The 18,547-nt window shown below is 68.9% G+C and carries 19 protein-coding genes and 1 tRNA gene; 9 read left to right on the top strand and 11 right to left on the bottom strand.

What is annotated here, in order from left to right; translation table 11 throughout:
- Window positions 1–8 precede the first annotated feature (8 nt).
- The 6 genes from G4H71_RS11975 (at window position 9) to G4H71_RS11950 (ending at window position 4,246) form a co-directional block, all read left to right on the top strand.
- On the top strand, window positions 9–1,355 hold the full coding sequence (locus G4H71_RS11975; protein WP_072737222.1) for a hypothetical protein: 1,347 nt from the start codon (window positions 9–11) through the stop codon (window positions 1,353–1,355).
- Window positions 1,352–2,161, top strand: coding sequence for an ESX secretion-associated protein EspG (locus G4H71_RS11970; RefSeq protein ID WP_072737223.1), 810 nt, complete (start codon window positions 1,352–1,354; stop codon window positions 2,159–2,161). The genes G4H71_RS11975 and G4H71_RS11970 overlap by 4 nt, the downstream gene beginning before the upstream one ends.
- Window positions 2,122–2,595 carry a DUF309 domain-containing protein gene (locus G4H71_RS11965; RefSeq protein ID WP_072737224.1) on the top strand — a complete coding sequence of 158 codons (474 nt, stop codon included), beginning with the start codon at window positions 2,122–2,124 and terminating at the stop codon, window positions 2,593–2,595. Before G4H71_RS11970 ends, G4H71_RS11965 begins: the two co-directional genes overlap by 40 nt.
- Before the next feature lie 15 nt (window positions 2,596–2,610).
- On the top strand, window positions 2,611–3,249 hold the full coding sequence (locus G4H71_RS11960; protein WP_072737301.1) for an LON peptidase substrate-binding domain-containing protein: 639 nt from the start codon (window positions 2,611–2,613) through the stop codon (window positions 3,247–3,249).
- 28 nt (window positions 3,250–3,277) lie between these two features.
- Window positions 3,278–4,120 (top strand): alpha/beta fold hydrolase, encoded by an 843-nt coding sequence (locus G4H71_RS11955; RefSeq protein ID WP_139183195.1) that lies wholly within the window; start codon window positions 3,278–3,280, stop codon window positions 4,118–4,120.
- 52 nt (window positions 4,121–4,172) lie between these two features.
- Window positions 4,173–4,246: transfer RNA gene (locus G4H71_RS11950), tRNA-Met, on the top strand.
- 126 nt (window positions 4,247–4,372) lie between these two features.
- Here G4H71_RS11950 and G4H71_RS11945 read toward each other — a convergent pair.
- The 11 genes from G4H71_RS11945 to G4H71_RS11895 all read right to left on the bottom strand — a co-directional run bounded on the left by G4H71_RS11945 (window position 4,373) and on the right by G4H71_RS11895 (window position 15,214).
- Complete coding sequence (locus G4H71_RS11945; protein WP_072737225.1) at window positions 4,373–5,488, bottom strand: alcohol dehydrogenase catalytic domain-containing protein; 1,116 nt, start codon at window positions 5,486–5,488, stop codon at window positions 4,373–4,375.
- 53 nt (window positions 5,489–5,541) lie between these two features.
- A complete protein-coding gene (locus G4H71_RS11940; RefSeq protein WP_246442205.1) occupies window positions 5,542–6,519 on the bottom strand; it encodes an ROK family protein in 978 nt (325 codons plus the stop codon).
- Window positions 6,516–7,175 carry an HAD-IA family hydrolase gene (locus tag G4H71_RS11935; RefSeq protein WP_169847131.1) on the bottom strand — a complete coding sequence of 220 codons (660 nt, stop codon included), beginning with the start codon at window positions 7,173–7,175 and terminating at the stop codon, window positions 6,516–6,518. Before G4H71_RS11935 ends, G4H71_RS11940 begins: the two co-directional genes overlap by 4 nt.
- Entirely contained in the window at window positions 7,172–8,053 is an 882-nt protein-coding gene (locus G4H71_RS11930) for a TIGR03619 family F420-dependent LLM class oxidoreductase (RefSeq protein ID WP_072737226.1), read from the bottom strand. Before G4H71_RS11930 ends, G4H71_RS11935 begins: the two co-directional genes overlap by 4 nt.
- A complete protein-coding gene (locus G4H71_RS11925; protein WP_174561831.1) occupies window positions 8,050–8,850 on the bottom strand; it encodes a VOC family protein in 801 nt (266 codons plus the stop codon). Before G4H71_RS11925 ends, G4H71_RS11930 begins: the two co-directional genes overlap by 4 nt.
- Window positions 8,851–8,945: 95 nt before the next feature.
- Window positions 8,946–9,848, bottom strand: coding sequence for an NADP-dependent oxidoreductase (locus tag G4H71_RS11920; protein ID WP_072737228.1), 903 nt, complete (start codon window positions 9,846–9,848; stop codon window positions 8,946–8,948).
- Entirely contained in the window at window positions 9,845–10,693 is an 849-nt protein-coding gene (locus tag G4H71_RS11915; RefSeq protein WP_072737229.1) for an SDR family oxidoreductase, read from the bottom strand. The genes G4H71_RS11920 and G4H71_RS11915 overlap by 4 nt, the downstream gene beginning before the upstream one ends.
- The gene (locus G4H71_RS11910; RefSeq protein WP_246442218.1) at window positions 10,686–11,705 is read right to left on the bottom strand and encodes a zinc-dependent alcohol dehydrogenase; all 1,020 of its coding nucleotides are present in this window, start codon (window positions 11,703–11,705) and stop codon (window positions 10,686–10,688) included. Before G4H71_RS11910 ends, G4H71_RS11915 begins: the two co-directional genes overlap by 8 nt.
- The gene (locus G4H71_RS11905; RefSeq protein WP_083342968.1) at window positions 11,698–12,951 is read right to left on the bottom strand and encodes an MFS transporter; all 1,254 of its coding nucleotides are present in this window, start codon (window positions 12,949–12,951) and stop codon (window positions 11,698–11,700) included. Before G4H71_RS11905 ends, G4H71_RS11910 begins: the two co-directional genes overlap by 8 nt.
- On the bottom strand, window positions 12,948–13,994 hold the full coding sequence (locus tag G4H71_RS11900; protein ID WP_072737230.1) for a 3-oxoacyl-ACP synthase III family protein: 1,047 nt from the start codon (window positions 13,992–13,994) through the stop codon (window positions 12,948–12,950). The genes G4H71_RS11905 and G4H71_RS11900 overlap by 4 nt, the downstream gene beginning before the upstream one ends.
- Entirely contained in the window at window positions 13,991–15,214 is a 1,224-nt protein-coding gene (locus G4H71_RS11895) for a sedoheptulose 7-phosphate cyclase (RefSeq protein ID WP_072737231.1), read from the bottom strand. Before G4H71_RS11895 ends, G4H71_RS11900 begins: the two co-directional genes overlap by 4 nt.
- A 256-nt stretch (window positions 15,215–15,470) precedes the next feature.
- Here G4H71_RS11895 and G4H71_RS11890 point away from each other — a divergent pair, with 256 nt between their 5' ends.
- From G4H71_RS11890 to G4H71_RS11880, 3 genes are read left to right on the top strand one after another with little or no spacing between them, the layout of a single operon-like run.
- On the top strand, window positions 15,471–16,070 hold the full coding sequence (locus G4H71_RS11890) for a TetR/AcrR family transcriptional regulator (protein WP_072737232.1): 600 nt from the start codon (window positions 15,471–15,473) through the stop codon (window positions 16,068–16,070).
- A 32-nt stretch (window positions 16,071–16,102) separates the two neighbouring features.
- Entirely contained in the window at window positions 16,103–17,683 is a 1,581-nt protein-coding gene (locus tag G4H71_RS11885) for a phytoene desaturase family protein (RefSeq protein WP_072737233.1), read from the top strand.
- 58 nt (window positions 17,684–17,741) lie between these two features.
- On the top strand, window positions 17,742–18,539 hold the full coding sequence (locus G4H71_RS11880) for a hypothetical protein (RefSeq protein ID WP_072737234.1): 798 nt from the start codon (window positions 17,742–17,744) through the stop codon (window positions 18,537–18,539).
- Window positions 18,540–18,547: the final 8 nt, after the last annotated feature.

Raw genomic sequence — 18,547 nt, 5'->3', positions numbered from 1 at the left:
GGGGACTCATGGCGATCCAACCGGCGTCCGTCGGACGCGCCCGGCACCGTCAGGGCATCGAGACGCTCGGCGCCCACATCGGCGGCGAACCCGATGCGCCCTATGTCACCGACCCCGACGTGTTCTCCGGAATGAGCAAGCAGGAGATGGCGCTGGGGGTCTCCGGCATCGACGCCGGTGTCGTCACCGAGGTCGCCCGCGCCTATCACTCACTCGCGAGCACGTTCAACATCACCTGGGGTCTGGTCAATCTCCGGCGCATCGCGGGCGGCGCCCGCTGGGAGGGAGCGGCAGCCGACGCCGCGAGCATCGCGATCGGCGCGTTGATGACACCGGTATCCGAGACCAGCGCCTCGTTGCAGACGATCGGACTGAAGCTGCAACTGGCCGCCGACGCCGCCGGCGAGGTGAAACCCCGGGTCCAGAGCCTGGTGTCCGGAACCCGACGGCCTCCGGCGCTCACCGGCGGCGACGCTGTGGCCGCGAAAGCGAGGGACGAGGAGGAACGGGCCGAGGCGGCGCGGGTCCTCGACGCCCTCTACAAGGCGACGTTGGTCGATTCGGGCACCAATGTGCCGCCGATCCTCCCGCCCACTCCTGCTGCCAGCCCTCCCGGCGTCCTCGTGGACGAGGCCGTCGGCGGAGCGAGCATCCCCGGAGAAGGCACGGAGGAAGGCACACCCGCTCAGGAGCCGATCTCGGTCCACGAGGCGACTCACGACCGGGGCGGGCCGACGGCGGGCAGCTCTCCCGGTCGCGTGGCACTCACCGGCGGCGGCAGCCCTCGCGACTCCGAGGACGATCTCGCGGCCGAGACCCGGGCCGCCACGGCCGACGCCCACCCGCCCGGCACGGGAGCCGCCGGCACTCCGGGAACCGGGGCAGTTGCCGCAGGGTCGTCGCAACCGTTCGCGCCCACGAACGCCGCAGGAGCGCACGCGGGTTTCGGTGCGGGAACCTCCGCCGCAGGCAGCCCCTCGGGCGGGTACGGCCCCGCCGTGCGCGGTGGAACGGGGCGAGCGTCCTTCGGAAGCGACCCCGGCCCCCGTGGCGATCCCGGTCCCCGTCGCGACGGCCCGAGGACCGGGCCCCAGGGCGGCATGCCGATACCCGGCGCCGTGCTGCCCGGACCCGGTGCGGGAACCGCGCCCGTCGCGACGGCCGCGACGGACCCCAGGCCCGGCAGAGGCCGCGCCGGTCCGGGTACGGCAATGCCGATCGGGATGGCGGCTGCGCGAGCGAGGGGCGCCGAGGACACCGAGCACACGACTCCGAGCTACCTCGTGACGGTGGAGAACGGACACGCACTGATCGGTGACATCGCCCCTGTCGCCCCACCCGTTCTCGGCGCATGAACCGGACGCTGACCTCCGCGCAGTTCATGCATCTGTGGGAGGCGACGGGTCTCGACCGGATGCCGCATCCTTTCGAGCACCGCACGTCCGCCCGACTCGAGAGCGAGCGGGGTGCGGAGGAGCGGACACTCGAACACCGGTCCGCGGATGATCCGGGTTCGGGCATCGTCGACGCGATCGACGTCCTGCGCCGGCCCGAGGTGTCCGTCAGTGTCTACCTGCCGAACACACCCCCGATCCTGCGTCGCGGAGCGATCCGCGGACGCGTCTGCGTGGTTGCGGATCAACGGCACACGGCGGAGGGAACCGGGGATCTCGAACTCCGGGTCGGGGCCGGCCACCACGCGCCGGATGTCCGGGCATTCGTCCGTGCGCTGCTCGACGGCGTTCCTCCGAATACTCCAGGGCGCACCCGGTCCGTCAACGTGCATCCGGACGAGCTCGGGCGTCGACCTCGAAGTGGCACGTCGGTGCTCCACGACGTCCTCGAATCCGGGGCGCCGCTGCTCGAACACGTCCTTGCCGCGCGGACCACCACCGGATACCTCTGCCTGCACCGTCCGTGGCGCGGTGCCGAGGACCAGGTGGTCGACTCGCTCACCTGGTTCGACGTCCCCGGAGACGGGCGATATCTCTACCACGAGGGTCACCGTGTCGAGCTCCGGTCGGCGATGCCCGGCCTGGTCGACCGCGAACTGGAAACGCGCGTGCGGAAAGCGCTCGCGGAGCCCTCGACACAGCGGAGCCGCACGCTACCCTGGTCCCCATGCCGGAAAGGGACCGGGACCCGACGGGCCGACCACTGAACTCGCGCCCGCGCGACGGGCTGGGCCGCCCGCTGCCGCGCGATGTCGAGGGCGTTCCCCGCGTCCCCGAGGATCTGCGGCTACCGCCGGACGAGGCAATCACCGAAGCCCAGCGCCTGTTCGATCACGACCTGCCCTTCCATGCGCACGAAGTTCTCGAGGGCGCCTGGAAGAGTGCGCCCGAGGACGAGCGGGAGCTGTGGCAGGGACTCGCTCAACTCGCCGTCGGTCTCACTCATCTCCTGCGGGGAAACGAGACTGGCGCCCGCTCGTTGCTCCGGCAGGGTCACGACCGGATCCGCCACTACGAGACCGAACCCCCGCACGGGCTGGACGTCGCCGGCCTGATGACCTGGACCGACCATGTGCTCCTCGAAATCGACAGCACAGAAACACTTCCGGAGATCCCTGTCCCCCGATTGAGAATCCCGTAGATGGCGACAACCCAGATGACCACCATTCCGATGTTCCCGCTCGGCACCGCACTGCTTCCGGACCAGCCGCTCCCGCTCAACGTCTTCGAGCCCCGGTACCGGCAACTGGTTCAGGACTGTCTCGCCTCCCCCGAGGGGCCCGTGTTCGGCGTCGTCCTCATCGCTCGCGGCAACGAGGTCGGCGGCGGGGACGTTCGCCACGACGTGGGCCTGCTGGCCCGGATCGAGGACCACACTGCGCTGGCCGACGGGCGCTACGAGTTGCGCTGCCGTACACAGGAGCGGATCCGGGTACGGAAGTGGCTGCCCGACAACCCTTATCCCCTGGCAGAAGTCGAACTGTGGGCGGACGAGAATGCCGGGACCCAGACCGTGGACTACGAGTTCCCGGCCCTCGTCGAGCGAATCGAGCTTCTGTACGGACTGCTCGCCCGGCTCGCGCACCAGCAGGGCACACCACCTCCCGACCCGCCTGTCGTCGCGCCGTTTCGCGGAGCTCTCGGCAACCGGCTCTACGAGCTCGCCGCGCTGGTGCCGATGGGCGACGCCGACCGGTACGCGATCCTCGCTGCCCCCGGAGCCGACGAGCGACTTCGCGCCGTGTCCGAGACCATCGAGAACGCCATCGAGATGGTCCAGTTCCGGCTCCAATAGGCATCTGTCGACACCACCGAGGAGCATTGTGCCCGAACGGATCACGCACTTCACCCGCGATTCCCTGGTGTTCGACGTCCGCGACGAGGGGCCGATCTCGGGGACACCGGTGGTGCTGTTGCACGGCTTCCCGCAGGACTCGCGCAGCTGGGACGCGGTGGTCCCGGCACTGCACACGGCCGGCTTCCGCACCCTGGCCCCCGATCAGCGAGGGTATTCACCGGGAGCGCGGCCCCGCCGTCGACGCGACTACCGCGGCGAGGAACTGGCCGCGGACGTCGCCGCGCTGATCGCGGCGGTGGACGCGGGCCCGGTCCATCTCGTGGGCCACGACTGGGGAGCGGCGGCGGGATGGCAGGTCGCGGCCGGCTACCCGGACCTGATCCGGACCCTCACCGCCGTGTCGGTGCCCCACCCCGCGGCGATGGTGCGCGCGATCCGCACCAGCAGACAGGCATTCCGCTCCTGGTACATGCTCGCGTTCCAGGTTCCGTGGATCCCGGAGTTGCTGCTCACGAAACCGGCGTTGACCCGCAGCATCCTGGAACGAATGGGGCAGACCCCGCAGCGCGCTGCCCGGGACCAGTCGAACCTCGCCCACCGGACGGCGGCCCGCGGAGCGGTTCACTGGTATCGCGGGCTGCCGTTCACCGATCGCCACACCACGTCCCGGGCGGTGCGCGTACCGACCCTGCTGGTCTGGAGCGACCGGGACAAGGCGATCGGTCCCGAGGGCCCCGAGCTGACCGAGCGCTACGTGCGCGCTCCCTACCGCCTCGTCACCCTTCCCGGCGTCAGTCATTGGATCCCGGACGAGGCGCCGGAGGAACTCGCCGAACTGATCCTCGACCACGCGTCCACGCCCGGCTGACCCACACCCTGGTCGGAGCACCCTCCGGGAGCGTGTATGGTGGTGACTACGACGCGGGGTGGAGCAGCTCGGTAGCTCGCTGGGCTCATAACCCAGAGGTCGCAGGTTCAAATCCTGTCCCCGCTACGAAAAAGTCCAGGTCAGCCATTGGCTGACCTGGACTTTCGCTGTAGGGCCGGCGGTTCTGGGACCGGGCGGCGAAACGAGTACGGTGCAGGACACCGCGTCGTCGAAGTCGGCGGCCGGTCTCGACTACCGCGCCCCGAAATCGACGACCAAGCGCATGACGAGTTCGCCGTCGACGATCCGCGATCGCCCGGCACAGATCGCATCGAGGTAGCGGGGCGCTTCTTCCACGCTCACCTCGTGGGTGAGCAAGGCATCGATCGATCCACCCCAGTCGACCAGTTCCCCCGCCGCCGCGACGAGTTGAGTGTTCGTGACTCCTCGGTTCCCGCTGCACACGATGCGTCGGTCCCGCTGCGCGAAAGTGACGGTGGAAGGAGGCCACGGCCCGCCGGTGTTCGCAGCCCGGACCGCAGGCAGATCGACGCCCGGCAGGAGCGGAGTGCGTGCGTCCGGTGCGAGCCCGCCGATCGGATGCACGGCGCGCAAGCGTGCGCCGAGCCCTCGCACCGCGCCCTCGATCGCGGGAATCGTGCCCCCGCGGTGGGTGGCCACGAGGACGGCGACGGCATCCCCGACGCCGTCGTACAACGTCGGATCGGTATCGAGAGCGCTCCTGGTACCTGCCGGTGCATGCCGGCCCGTCCACTCCATCCCCTCGCTGCTCCGATGTACGACCACGACCTGCCCGGAGGGGAGCAGGAAGTGGGGAGCCAAGAAAGCAGCGAGGTTCCCGATCAACCCGTCGCCGTGAATGATCAGCGTGTCGGGCGTTGCCGCGGCCAGTGCAGCGAGCGCGTACCGCACCACCGCGAAGGGCTCCACCAATGTCGCGCGGGAGGCGGACAACTCGTCGGGTAGCAGTGAGACCAACCCGCCGGACACTGCCGACGCAGCGATGACGACCCGCTCCTGGAACAGGCCTTCGACGTTGTGGCCCAGCAGGAACGAGGAATCGTCGGGGTGAGTCGGGTTGATCACGACGCGGTCACCGATCCGGAACCCGTCGACCCCCGCGCCCACGCCCACCACCCGGGCGGCACCCTCGTGCCCGACGATGTCGGAAGGGTCGTCGCGATCTCCCCGGAGGATCTGGATGTCGGTGCCGCACAGGCTCACCTTCTCCGGGGCCACGGCCAGCTCTCCGGGGCCCGGGGGGCGATCCGGCCTCGACTCGACGGCGCACCACCTTCCGCGCCGGACGATCGCCTTGTGCACGGTATTCGATTGCAGGGCAGTCATCTCGCCTCTCCTCAGTCCACAGTTTCCGGGTGATGTCTGTGATGTCGGCGATGTCAGATCTTGGACACCGTGAGCGCGCCATCCGCCATCGCCACGACGCCGTCGAGTGGGTCGACGTCCCCCGGCTCACAGACGTGCAGACGATCGCCGAGATGCTCGACATCGAGCCCCCGGTCCGCGTACGAGCGCACGGTCGCCACCTGCCGGAACAACTCGTCGCGGTACAGCGCCGTCCTGGCCTCGACGAATCCGCCACCGATCCCGATGAGGTCGATCTGCGGGTCCAGCGACCAGACGGTGCGCACCAGTTCCGCGATGGGTTCGACGACGAGGGTCCACAGCCGGATCGCCGCGTCGTCACCGCCTCGGACACGCGCTTCCAGTTCCTCACGCAGCGTTTCGGTCCGGCCCGTGCCGAGGGCCCGGGCGACCCCGTCGAGAGCCGGGCCCGCCGCAATGGAGGAGACGTGGCCACGGCCGCCGCACGGACAGGGCAGCGACTGCACGGCGGCGGGGCCGCTCGTGACAGCGCGTAGGTGCCCGACCTCCCCCTGGAGGCCCGCACCGTCCACCGGAATCGTGTGGGTGCGCACATCGGCGGTGCGCAAGGCGATTCCACTGCTCACCGTGAGGTAGCAGACCTTCCGGTGACCCGGCCGGGCATGACGGCGCACGAAATCCGCGAGCGCTGCCGTTACGTCGTTCACCAGGTGCCACTCCGAGTCGGGGCGCCGCTCGGACAGTAGGTCCACCAACCGGATCGGACGTTCGATGCCGGAGCCCCACAGTGGTCCCGACCCGTGGATCTCCTTCCGCTCCTCATCCATCGCGGCCCCGCAGGACACTGCGACCCGGCTACCGGTGGGGACCCTCGAACACAGTGCGTCGAGCAGGCGCTCCACCAGTTCCTCCACCGGCACCCCGGGATGACGGAGAGCACTCGGTGCGGGCACCCGACAGGTACCGTCCGCGCCACGGATCCGGAGCCACGTGCCGCCGAGGTCGACAGCGACGGTCGGCAGTCCGGTCACGTGCCGAACTCCACCACCACGCGGTTCTCCCGCGGCCACACCGAGATCCGCGACAGGTCCGCCACCGCCCGGGCACCGGGATACGTTGCGCCGACGGCGACCGCGGACGCACCGGCGCGGGCGATGGCCTCCAAACCCGCAGTGGAGTCCTCGAACGCGAGGCACTCCCCCGGGTCGGCACCGAGCATACGGGCAGCCGACAGGAATCCCTCCGGATCAGGTTTCCCCGCGCGGACGTCCTCGGCGCAGACCGCGAACGCAGGTAACGGTAGCCCTGCCGCCTCCAGGCGAAGTTCCATCATCGTCCTGGTCGCGGACGTCACGATCGCCCACCGCTGCGCGGGCAGTGCGGCGAGCAGCCGCGCGGCTCCCCTGATCGCCCGGATGCCGTCCACACGGCCCGACTCGCACTCGCGGACCCACCGTACTTCCGCGTCGACGTCGGCTTCCGGACCGAGGAGCCCGGCCACGATGTCGGGCGCCGTACGTCCCGGCAGCGCAGTGAGGACGGCGACCGGATCGAGGACGTGTCGCCTGGCGAAGGCCAACCACACGCGTTCGATCGACATGGCGGAATCGACCAGAGTGCCGTCCATGTCGAACAGTAACGCCTGCACGGTGACGGCTTCCGCTCCTGTGGCGTCGACCAGTCTCACGACAGCTCCAGGACATCGGCCGCCACTCGGATGTGGTCCACGTCGTCGCGCCATTCGCGGCGGAGCCGCTGATCGCCGGGGTCGGTGTCGAGGACGATCGTGTCCGCCCCCAGACCGCGGAGGAACTCGATGTCGTCGCGGATCTGACCGACCGAACCGTAGCCGAGCGGGCGGTCACCGGATACGGCCGTCCGGGCGGGCAGGAAGAAGATGCGGGGCGAGAATGTCTTGTCCTGCTTCAGCATCGACGTCCCTTCCACACAGAGCCGTCGATCCGGGTGCAGCGGATGCCAGGTCGTTCCGTATCGGTTCACCCGGTCGATCGCCGGTCGCCCGTTGCCGCCGATCCACAGTGGCGGATGCGGGTCCTGCACCGGGAAGGGCTCGGTGTGGACTCGGTGGGCACGTTCGCTTCCCGAATACTCGATGACGGGGTTCGTCCAGGCCCGTACGAGGGTCTCGAGCAGGTGGTCGGTGAGAGCACCGCGGCGTCGGAAGGGGATGCCCAGGACGTCGAATGCCTGGCGGGTCCACCCGACTCCCACTCCCACGGTCAGCCGTCCGGCGCTCAGCCGGTCGATCGTCGCGGTCGCATGGGCGAGTTCGACGGGGTGCCGGTGCGGACCGATGAGTACACCGGTACCCAGCCGGATGGTGTCGGTCTTGCCGGCGAGCCACGCCAGTGTGGACAGACTCTCGAAGAACGGTGCCGGAGAACGGCGGTGTGCATCGTCGGTCAGTGCGACGTGGTCGGAGACGAGCACGGTGTCGAACCCGAGCCGCTCGGCTTCCCGAGTCCAGACGAGCAGGCCCTCGACCGTCATCTGCGGCCCGAAGTTGGGCAGGTTGATCCCGAACTTCGGGCCCGGGCCCGTCATCTCCCGAACTCCGTACCGACGACGATCCCGAACTCGGTCTCCACCGCGCTCTCCGGTGCGCAGTCCTGCGCGTGCAGAGCCAGCACGTTCCCGCCGGGGGCGCGAGGCGGGCGCGGCGGGTCCTGTGCGCCGACACTGTGCTCGAAGAGTTCGATGTTGAGCGCATCGTCGACCACCAGCATCGCCATCGTCGAGGTGCCTTCGACGTCGATTCCGAACTGCGCCGACATGAAGTCGCGTCCGGCGTCTATCCGGGTCCGCAACACCTCCGTCGCCCCGTGCCGGTCGACGAGGTAGCGGATGGTGGCCTCGAGGTCCCGGACGCTGTATCCCGTGTGGTCGAGCCCCAGTAACGACGGCAGCCGCGCATCGTCCGCCGGGGACTGTCCGTGGAAGAGCCGGGCGCTCGTGTCGGCCTGGTACGCGGGATGTTTCGGCCATTGCTGCAGTTCGAACAGCGTTCCCCACGGGGACCGGAAGTAGATCCACCGGTTTCCCCGTATCGGACCGTCGGGCACGGTGACGATGTCGCCCAGGACTCGAACCCCCGGCTGCTCGGCCAGATATGCTGCAGCGACGTCGATGTCACCGACGCGGAAGCACAGATGGTTCGTCCCGACGTCGACGACTCGGGGCGGCGATCCGAACGCAGCGTCGGGTGCCACCGGAATCAACGTCACATCGGTGTTCGGAGCGAAGGCGACCGTACGGACGAGATCGGCGGCGGCTCGCACCGGTGAGTCGCCGACGATCGACGCGAAGAACTCGACCGCCCGGTCGACGTCGGGAACTGCCACGCCGATCCGGTGAGGGGTCGACTCATTCACACCGGTCACCGTCGGCGGTGCAGGCGCGGGCACGGGTTCGGACGGGGTCGTGACGTTCGACGAAGTCATGGGATCAGCAGTACCTTTCCTCGAGTGCCGCCTGCAGCGAGTACGCCGTGGGCGCGGGCGGCGTCGTCCAGCGGGAACTTGTGGGCAACAGGAACGGACAGCAACCCGGCGTCGATCCTTGCGACGATCTCGGCCAGTTGCACACCGTTCTCGTCCACGTAGTTCTTCGCCGGAGTGACACCCCGTTCGGGATCGGGCTGCTCGTTGTCGTCGATCGACACGAACCGACCGTTGTCTCGTACCGCCCGCACCGCGGCGGCCACACCCGCCGTGTCGACGACTCCGGCATACCGCCTCGCGGGTAGCGCCTGCGGCCGGTCGAACACCGCATGTGCCCCGAGGTCCCGGAGCTCGTCGGTGTCCGATGCACGCGCCAATGCGTCCACCTCGTGTCCTCGCCGGATCAGTAGCTGCGTGACGATCCGACCGACCGCGCCTGCCGCTCCGGTGACCAGGACGGGGGTTCCCTCGGCGACATGGAGTGCGGCCGTCGTCTGCCAGGCCGTCAGCGCAGCGAGCGGGATCGCCGCGGCCTCGTCCAACGGCAGCGAGCGGGGTGCCTGGGCGAACAGCGACTGATCGGCCACGACGCGCTCGGCGTACGTCCCGTACCGGTGGACTGGCTGCGCGATCATTCCGACGACACGGTCGCCGACGGCGAAGCGATCCACGGCGGCACCGACAGCGGTCACGATGCCCGCCACGTCCCAGCCCAGCACCGCGGGAAAAGTCAGCACGATGTCGGACAGGAATCCTGAACGGGTCTTGAGATCAACCGGGTTCACCGCAGCGCCCGCGACGGTGACCTGGACGTCCCCGGACCCGACGGCCGGTTCCTCGACGTCTCCCGGCACCAGGACGTCCGGGCTTCCCTGGCCGGCCAATACCACTGCTCTCATGCGGTCCTCTCGTTTCCTGTCGGGTCGTGCGAGTCGCGAGCGGATCCTGCCGCCCGGGCGCCGCGGCGTGCATTCGCCTCGGCCGCCGTCAGCGAGAGCCCACCGTCGACGGTCACCGAGCCGCCGGTCACGTAGGCGGCATCCGGCGAGGCAAGATAGGCGACCAGGGAAGCGACCTCACCGACTCCGGCTGGTCGGCCGAACGGTATGTCCGGGCGTGTGATTCGCAGATAGTCGGATTCGTCGGCGCCGTTCATCGCAGTGGCCGTCTCGCCCGGCGCCACCGAGTTCACCCGAATTCCGTGCGGGGCGAACTCGAGCGCCATGACCTTGGTGGACATACCGAGTGCCGCCTTCGCGGCACAATAGAAGGTGCCCCCGGTGATCGGTATGGTCTCGTGCACCGAGGTGACGTTGACGATCGTTCCGGCGATCCCCCGGTCGATCATGTGGCGGCCCACGACCGATGCGAGCGCGATCGGGGAGAGAGCATTGATCGCGAACACCTCTGCCATGCGGGCGACGTCTGCCGACGCGGCGGGTGTCCGATCGTTGATTCCGGCGTTGTTCACCAGGCACCCGACGGCGCCTGCATCGGCGATCACGGCGTCGACGTTCTCGGCCGCGGTGGCAGGATCGCGCAGATCGAGATGTACTGCCCGGCAGGTCGTCCCGTACAGCCCGTGCAGATCCTCGATCACGCTCCGGATACGAGTCTCGCCGGAGGAGTAGCCGAGAATCAGCGGGTGGCCTCGGCGTGCGAGTGCATGGGCGACAGCCCTGCCGATCCCGCTGCTCGCACCGGTGATCAGAGCGGCATCCTTCGTACTCGTCGTCTCACCCAAGGTCGATCACCACCTTGGGCCGGGTACGCCCGCGCTCGAGCAACGCGAACGCACGATCCACCTGCCTCAGCGGGACCACCTCGTCGACGAGAGCGTCGAACTGCGCCCCCGATTCGGTGACGAGGCGGGCTGCCCGGTGATAATGGTCGACACCGTGTCGCACCCCGACGATGCGGAGACCGTCCAGCGCGATCACTGCGGGATCGACGGACTCGGCGCCGACAGCCACACCGACGAGCAGGCACAGCCCGCCCGGAACCGCCGCGCGCAGCGACTCGCCGAGCATTCCCGGCGCTCCCGAACACTCGACGACGACGTCGTACGCGCGCGACGCAACCTCGGACGGTGACCGGTGATGCCGCCGGTACGACAACGGGTCCAGGTGCGGCAGGGCACCGGGCTCGAGTATCTCGACTGTCACGGGGTACCGCGAGAGCACCACGGCAGCAAGACTTCCGATGGTTCCGGCCCCGACCACCAGGACCGTGGTTCCCGGTGCGAGTTCGGTGTGCGCGAGCGCCTCCAAGACCGTCACCAACGGTTCGATCAGCACGTGCGCGGGACGCGGCCCGCCGTCCGGACGGCCGAGCGAGACCACCGCGTGCCGTGGCATCGCGAGGAAGTCGGCTGCCGCACCCGGCCAGCCGTAGAGACCGACCTCACACAGTCCCGAGCACAGATTCCGGCGACCCGCGGAGCACTCCCGGCACGATTGACAGTGGATCATCGTGCTGCCTGTAACCACCTCACCTACCGCGAGATCGTCGACTGCGACACCGGTGGTGACCACGGAACCGACCCATTCGTGACCGAATCTGTGTGGGTACGACGCGCGGCCGTCGACCAGGTACTGCGACGTTCCGTGCGCCAGTTCGAGATCCGTTCCGCACAGTCCCACGTAGGCGATCCGGACCAGGACGTCGCGTGGGCCGACTGTCGGGCGGGACGCGGAGATCACGGACAGCGAGCGCGGGGCGTCGATCACCGCGGTCCGCATCGACGGCTCACCCATCGGCAGTGACACCTGCCGGGACCGAGCGCCGTGTCAGGGTGCTCAGTGTGAGGACTCCGAGCGCCGCCACACCCAGCACGGCCCCGACGACGGGCAGCGCTGACAGGCCGGCCCCGCCCGACAGGGTGAGCGATCCGATCCAGGCGCCGGCCGCGTTGGCGAGCTGGAAGCCGGCGATGTTCACCGTCGCCGCGAGATGCGGCGCCTCCGAGGCAGCACCGATGATCTTCGACGCCAGTGGCGGAATGATGGAGAACCCGGCGGCACCGAGAACGAACATCCACGGCGCGACGAACCACTTCTGGGTCCCGAAGAGCGCCAGCAACGCCAGTGCCACGACGAGGGCGGTGAGGGCGACGTACAAGGTCCGGTCGATCGACTTGTCGGCGAAGTACCCGCCGAGCTGGTTTCCCAGAACCGATCCGATTCCGAAGACGAAGAGGAGCACGGTGACCTGACCGGCGGTGAAGCCGGAAAGATCCTGCAGGAACGGCGACACGAAGGTGAAGACCACGAACAACGCTGCCTGACTCAGGGCGGTGAGCCCGATCGCCCACACCACCGTCGGGCGGGTGAACACCCTCAGCTCCGAGACGATGCTCCCCACCTCGTGGGAGGGCGCGTGCCTTGTCGAGGACAGCAACCCGGCCGTCACGACGACCTGGAACACGGCGACGATCACGAACGACCAACGCCACCCGAGTTGGGTGCCGATCAGGGTCCCCAACGGAACCCCGAGTACCGTCGCCAGATTCAACCCCAGTGTGACTCGGGCGATCACTCTGCCCTGGAACTCGGGCGGAACCAACGACGTCGCGAGTACGAGGCACAGCGCGAAGAACGTGGCGTGTGGCAACGCGGTCACCACCCGGAAGAAGATCAGCACAGGAAAGTTGGGCGCCAGGGCCGTACCGATGTTGCCGACGACGAAGACCGCCATCAGCGCCGCGATCAACGTGTTTCGGGGGATCCGGATGGTCACGATGGTGAGCAGCGGACCCCCGATCATCACGGTGAGGGCGTATACGGTGATCAGCAACCCTCCCGTCGCGTCCGAGACTCCGACGTCACCGGTGATGTCCTTGAGCACGCCCGCGACGACGTACTCCACCGTTCCGACTCCGAACACCGCCAACAGCATCCAGACGATCGCCGCGTTCGCGTGGACGCTCGGTGGTGTGGCCTGGTCCGTGTCGCCGGTACCGGTGCCGGTCGCGGGCTCGGTACCGCCCTTCGTACTCGTCATCGACGCTCGTTCCCCTCGTCCGCATCTGTTCCGGTGTATTCCACGACCGCACATCCCCAGGTGAATCCGACGCCGATTCCGATGAGCATCAGCCGATCCCCGGCCTCGAGGTCGTGGTTGCGCCGCACCAGATCGAGTCCGACGAACGGATCTGCGGCGCCGGTGTGGCCGATCTCCCGTCCGTACCGGAACAACGTCTGCTCCGGCGGAATCTTCAGCGGCTCGAGGCATTGCTTGCGCAACAGGACGTTGCCGAAGTTCGGAAGGACCCAGGTGGCGATGTCGCCGTGTTCGCTTCCCGAGTCGTCGAGTGCCGTCTGCGCGCATGCGGACACCGCGGCCGCATTGCGAGTCCAGAACTCGTCGATGTCGTGGCTCCGCGTGTAGCCACCCACCCGTCTGCGGAGGTCGATCGGCAGGTTGCCCGAATAGTGCGGCAGCGCCATCGATTCGTCCCCCCGGTGCATCTGCTCGAGGTGGGGGTCACTCACCACCGAGGTCGACAGCACCCGGAACGGGCCACCCTCGAATCCGAGAACGACGGCTCCGGCCCCGTCCCCGTAGGCGAGCCCACTGTCCGACGCCCATCGGTCGAAGAGCGGGCGCTGCCACACGTCGGCAGCAGTCACCATTCCCTTGCCGGATCCGCCGCAGTATCGACCCACCAATTCGATCCCGAGAATCCCCCCGGCACACGCAGTTCGTATCTCGATGGGGATACAGCCCTCGATTCCCATCTGCCCCTGGAGATAGGACCCGCAGTTCCACGCCTCGAGCCCGTTGTGCAGCACCACGGCGTGAATGAGTACGTCGATCTCCGACGGGTGTCGACCCGCGTCCGCGAGCGCCGCTCGACCGGCCACGACGGCCATCTCGGGTGCCGTCTCGCCCTCCTCCGGACGGGCGACCACCACCGAGACCTGGCCCGTCTTCTGATGTTCGATCTCGTCGTAGCGTCCGACAGCGACCATGTCCACAGCCCGCTCCCGCTCGGCGGGGAGGTACGACGAGAAGCCCTCGATGTAGAGGTTCGGCCACTTCACGGACGGCCGCCGACCAGAGCAGAGGGTCGCGCCTGTATGGATCCGAGAACACCGAGCGCACGGGAGAGTTCGGCCGGTGTGACGTCGTCGACGAACCGGTGACGGCCGATGCCCAGCGGCAACGGAAGCCGCTGGTGGCCGTCCCGGTGACGTACGGTGTCGGCCAGGGCGCCGTCGAGGATTCCCGGCCGTGCCAGGACATCGGTCCACACCGGGAGCCCGAGCGCTGTCATCAGATCCAGGATCCGGTCGGTGTCGGCGGCGCCGACGTCACCGCGCAGGTGGGCGATCACCGTCGTCAGTGCCATGTCGATGCAGACCGCCTCGCCGTGCAGGAGCGTGGGGAGCGCCTCCATTTCGAGTGTGGGACTGAAGGTGTGCCCGTAGTCGACGCACCGCTCGAGGCACGATTCCCACAGATTCGGCTGCAGTTCCTCGAGCATGAGGTGGATCGCCTCGTCCGTCACCGCGACGGCCGCGGCGTCGAGGTCCCCGGTCGAGCCCTGGAACCGGTCCGCGATGAGCCGCGGGCCATAGGATTCGAGCAACCCGAAGAGCTCGGCCGACTTGATCAGGGCGAGCTTCAGGATCTCGGCGAGGCCGTTGGCGAGGTGCCGTTCGTCCAGCGTGCGGAGGAAGGTCCGGTCGATGTAGGTCGCGGTCGCGGGAGCATAGGTTCCCAGCCGGTTCTTTCCCCGGCCGTAGTTCACACCCGTCTTGACGCCGACCCCCGCGTCCACCAGTCCGATGAGCGTCGTCGGGATCCGGATGTACGGTGTCCCCCTGCGATACACGCTTGCGGCGAAACCGACGACGTCTGTCAGGACACCGCCTCCGATCGCGATGACCGGTTCCCTCCTACGGTCGATCCCGAAGGCGTTCATCGCGTCGACCACCGTGGTCACGGTGTCCCAACCCTTCACCGCTTCGTCCGCACGCAGGGAAAGCATGGTGGTTTCCACTCCGTGGTGACGGAAGTACGACTCGATCCTATTCCCTTGCAGGCGAGCGACATTGGAGTCGATGACGAGCAGCCGCCGGTCACCCGGAGCGAGCGGAGCCTCCGGACAAGCGTCCAGAAGTCGGGTGTTGGACGGATCGAAGAGATCGCGCGTCGCGATCACGTGGTACTTGACCTGCTTGACCGCCTCGACGGTCCATATCGCGTGTGTGTCGTGACTCTGACTGAGCCCGTGCCTGAACGATGCACCACTGCGCATGTGCCGAATCCCCTCATCGAATGTGTGGCCCTGCCCGACTCCAGGCTCTGGTGTTCCTGCACGTTCACTCGACAGATCCGAGGCGACGACACCGTCGCGGTCCCGGGGCGACCCGGGGGCCGCACGCGGCCACCTCGTCGATCAAGACGCATCCCCGCGCCCCATGCGAGGACGCTACCACTCCTGTAGTGATCGATACAGGAGTAGAATCGGACCTGTTCCGGTGACATGAGTCACAGGACTCGAAGGAGGTGGCATGTCCGGGATCCGCGGGCAAGGCAGAAAGTTCGACCTCGACGAGGCGACGGACGCGGCGATGCATACGTTCTGGAACCACGGCTACGAGGGGACGTCGATCGCGATGCTCACGAGCGCGATGGGCATCAAGGCACCCAGTCTGTACGCCGCCTTCGGGAGCAAGGAGGAACTGTTCTTCTGCGTCGTCGAGCACTACAACAGCACGCGTGGCGGATACATGAAGCGCGCCTTCGACGAGGAGCGGCACTCCCCCACACTGGTTCGGCGGCTACTCCTGGAATCCGCCGTACACTACGCGGCCACGGACAGCCCTGGAGGGTGCCTCGTCATCAGCTCCGCGATCTGTGTCGGGAGCGACAACGCGCACGTCGCCGACCGGCTCCGCGCCCTCCGCAACGCCAACATCGAGACCCTGCGGGCGCGGCTCGACGCCGACCGCAGGAACGGCGTCGTCCCGGCGCAGACGGACCCGGACGCGACCGCCTCGTTCGCGGCCGCGGTACTCCAGGGCATGTCGCAACGCGGACGCGACGGGGCGAGCCGCGACGAGCTCGAGGTCACGGCGGAAATGGCGTGCCGGGCCATGGGCTTCCCCTGATCTTTCGGCGACCTTTCTGGCACGCTGGACCCATGGCCACCGTCGACGCCGTCGTGATCGGATCCGGCCCGAACGGCTTGGTCGCGGCAGCCATCCTCGCCGACGCCGGATGGGACGTCCTCGTCCTCGAGGCCCAGGCGACTCCGGGCGGCGCCGTCCGGACGGCCGAGCTCTTTCCCGGGTATCGCTCCGACCTCTTCAGTGCCTTTCACCCGCTGGCCGTGGCGTCGCCCGCGATCCGGGACCTCCACCTCGAGGACCACGGTCTGCGATGGAGCAGGTCCCGGTTCGCCGTCGGTCACGCGCGAAGTCCACACGACGAGGACGCTCCCGTCATCCACGCCGACGCCGCCGAGACAGCCGCGGATCTCGACCGGCACGCCCCCGGCGACGGCGATACCTGGATGCGGCTCGTACGGCAGTGGGAGGCCGTGCAGGAACCGCTGCTCGACACGTTGTTCACCTCGTTCCCGCCGGTGCGTGGTCCGGCCCGACTGGCTCGGACACTCGGTACCGCGGAGGCGCTACGGTTCGTCCGCTTCCTGGCACTTCCCGCGCGACGGATGGTGCGCGAACTGTTCTCGGGCGATGCGGCGCGACTGCTGTTCCTGGGCAACGCCATGCATGCCGACGTGCCCACCGACGCGCCGGGAAGTGGGGTGATGGGGTATCTGCTGACGATGCTGGCGCAGAGCGTCGGCTACCCGACTCCGACCGGTGGCGCCGGCTCCCTCACCGCGGCCCTGATCCGGCGCGCCGAATCCGCGGGCGTGACGGTTCGATGCGCAGAGCCCGTGGTCGCGGTCGACGTGCGCGACGGTCGCGTCCGTGGTGTGCGCACCGCCGGTGGCGAGCGCATCGCCGTTCGCCGTGCCGTCGTCGCCGATACCTCGGCACCGTCGCTGTACCGCGACCTCCTGCCCGAGAAGTCCGTTCCCCGTCGCGTTCTCGACGATCTCGACCGGTTCGAGTGGGACACTCCGACAGTGAAGGTCAACTACGCGTTGTCCGGAAAGGTCCCGTGGATCTCGCGTCGCCTCGGCGAGGCGGGCACCGTCCACCTCGGGGCCGACGACGACGGACTGGTCCGCTGGAACGCGGATCTGACGACCGGCGTGGTCCCGACGAGTCCGTTCCTCCTGTTCGGCCAGATGACGACCGCGGACGCTTCCCGATCGCCGGCGGGCACCGAAAGTTGCTGGGCCTACACACACCTGCCCCGCGGCGTCACCGACGACGACTCGGCCGAGCAGCTGGCACAGCGGGTGGACGACACCCTCGAGGCGCACGCGCCGGGCTTCGCCGATCTGACCGTCGGCCGGACGGTGCAACGCCCGAGCGACCTCGAGGCGGCCGATGCGAACCTGGTGGGCGGCGCGGTCGGGGGCGGCACCTCGCAGCTGCACCAGCAACTCGTCTTCCGCCCCACAGTAGGGTTCGGTCGCTCCGAAACCCCCATCGCGGGACTCTATCTGGGGAGCGCCGCGGCACACCCCGGCGGTGGCGTCCACGGGGTGTGCGGCCGCAACGCGGCACGGGCCGCTCTGGCCGACCGCAACGTGATCCGCCGCCGTGTGACTCGCACCGTCATCGACCTGGCGTCCCGTGACTGAGCACGGTGCCATGCGCCATGGCCGGCAGCCACCGGCACCTCGGTCACGGGCGAGGCGAATGCCGCTGGTCGTCACGGCGGCAATTCTCGGCGCACTGTGCCTGGCCGGCTGCTCGCCCAATGCGGGAACGGCGTTCGGATCCGAGTTCGAGCAGTACCTCGAGAGCCGGGACGACGTCGCGGATTTCACCGTGCGTGGCCACAACGACGCCCCCTTCCGGGGCTCCGCCGACAGCGAGATCTCGCTCGTCCGCGGATTGGACGACGCCCGGATCGCGCAGGTTGCCGCCGAGATCGCCGACCAGCCGCTCCCGCGAAGCATCTCGCACCACCGGATCACGCTGTACTTCGATGCGGTCAACGCCTCCGGCGCCGACGCCGCCGTCTCGGTCGCCGTGCCACCCGGCGCGGACGATGCCGCCCGCTACCGGGAGCAGATCGGCAGCGTACGCAGCCTCGCAGCCGACGATCCCGGACTCGTCCAGTTGCGCACCACGTCGAATTCCCTGCTGGCGCAGACGGAGTACGACCCGTTCGTCACCGCGGAACTCCTGTCCGGCTTCCTCCGGGAGGCCCCGGCAGACATCGACTTCGTCCTCGTCGAACGCGACGGTCGGGAGTTCGTCGGCTTCGACACGGGCGATAACCTGGACGAGTTGCTCCGGATGCGCCGGGTGATCGCGGCAGTCCCCGAGGAGATCACCCCGCGGCGATGGTCGGCATCGTCGCGCGCTCCGCTCGAACGAGCGAGGCTCGAGATCGTCCTGCCACCCGGGACGGACCCCTCGGTCCTGGACATCCTGTACCGGGAGGCGGTCGCCGCTGGGGTGGAACTCGACGCGACGACGGCGCGCTGACCCGGTTC

Source organism: Rhodococcus triatomae (genome assembly GCF_014217785.1).
In the GTDB taxonomy this organism is placed as follows: domain Bacteria; phylum Actinomycetota; class Actinomycetes; order Mycobacteriales; family Mycobacteriaceae; genus Rhodococcus_F; species Rhodococcus_F triatomae.
This window is presented reverse-complemented; position numbering and strand designations above follow the sequence as displayed.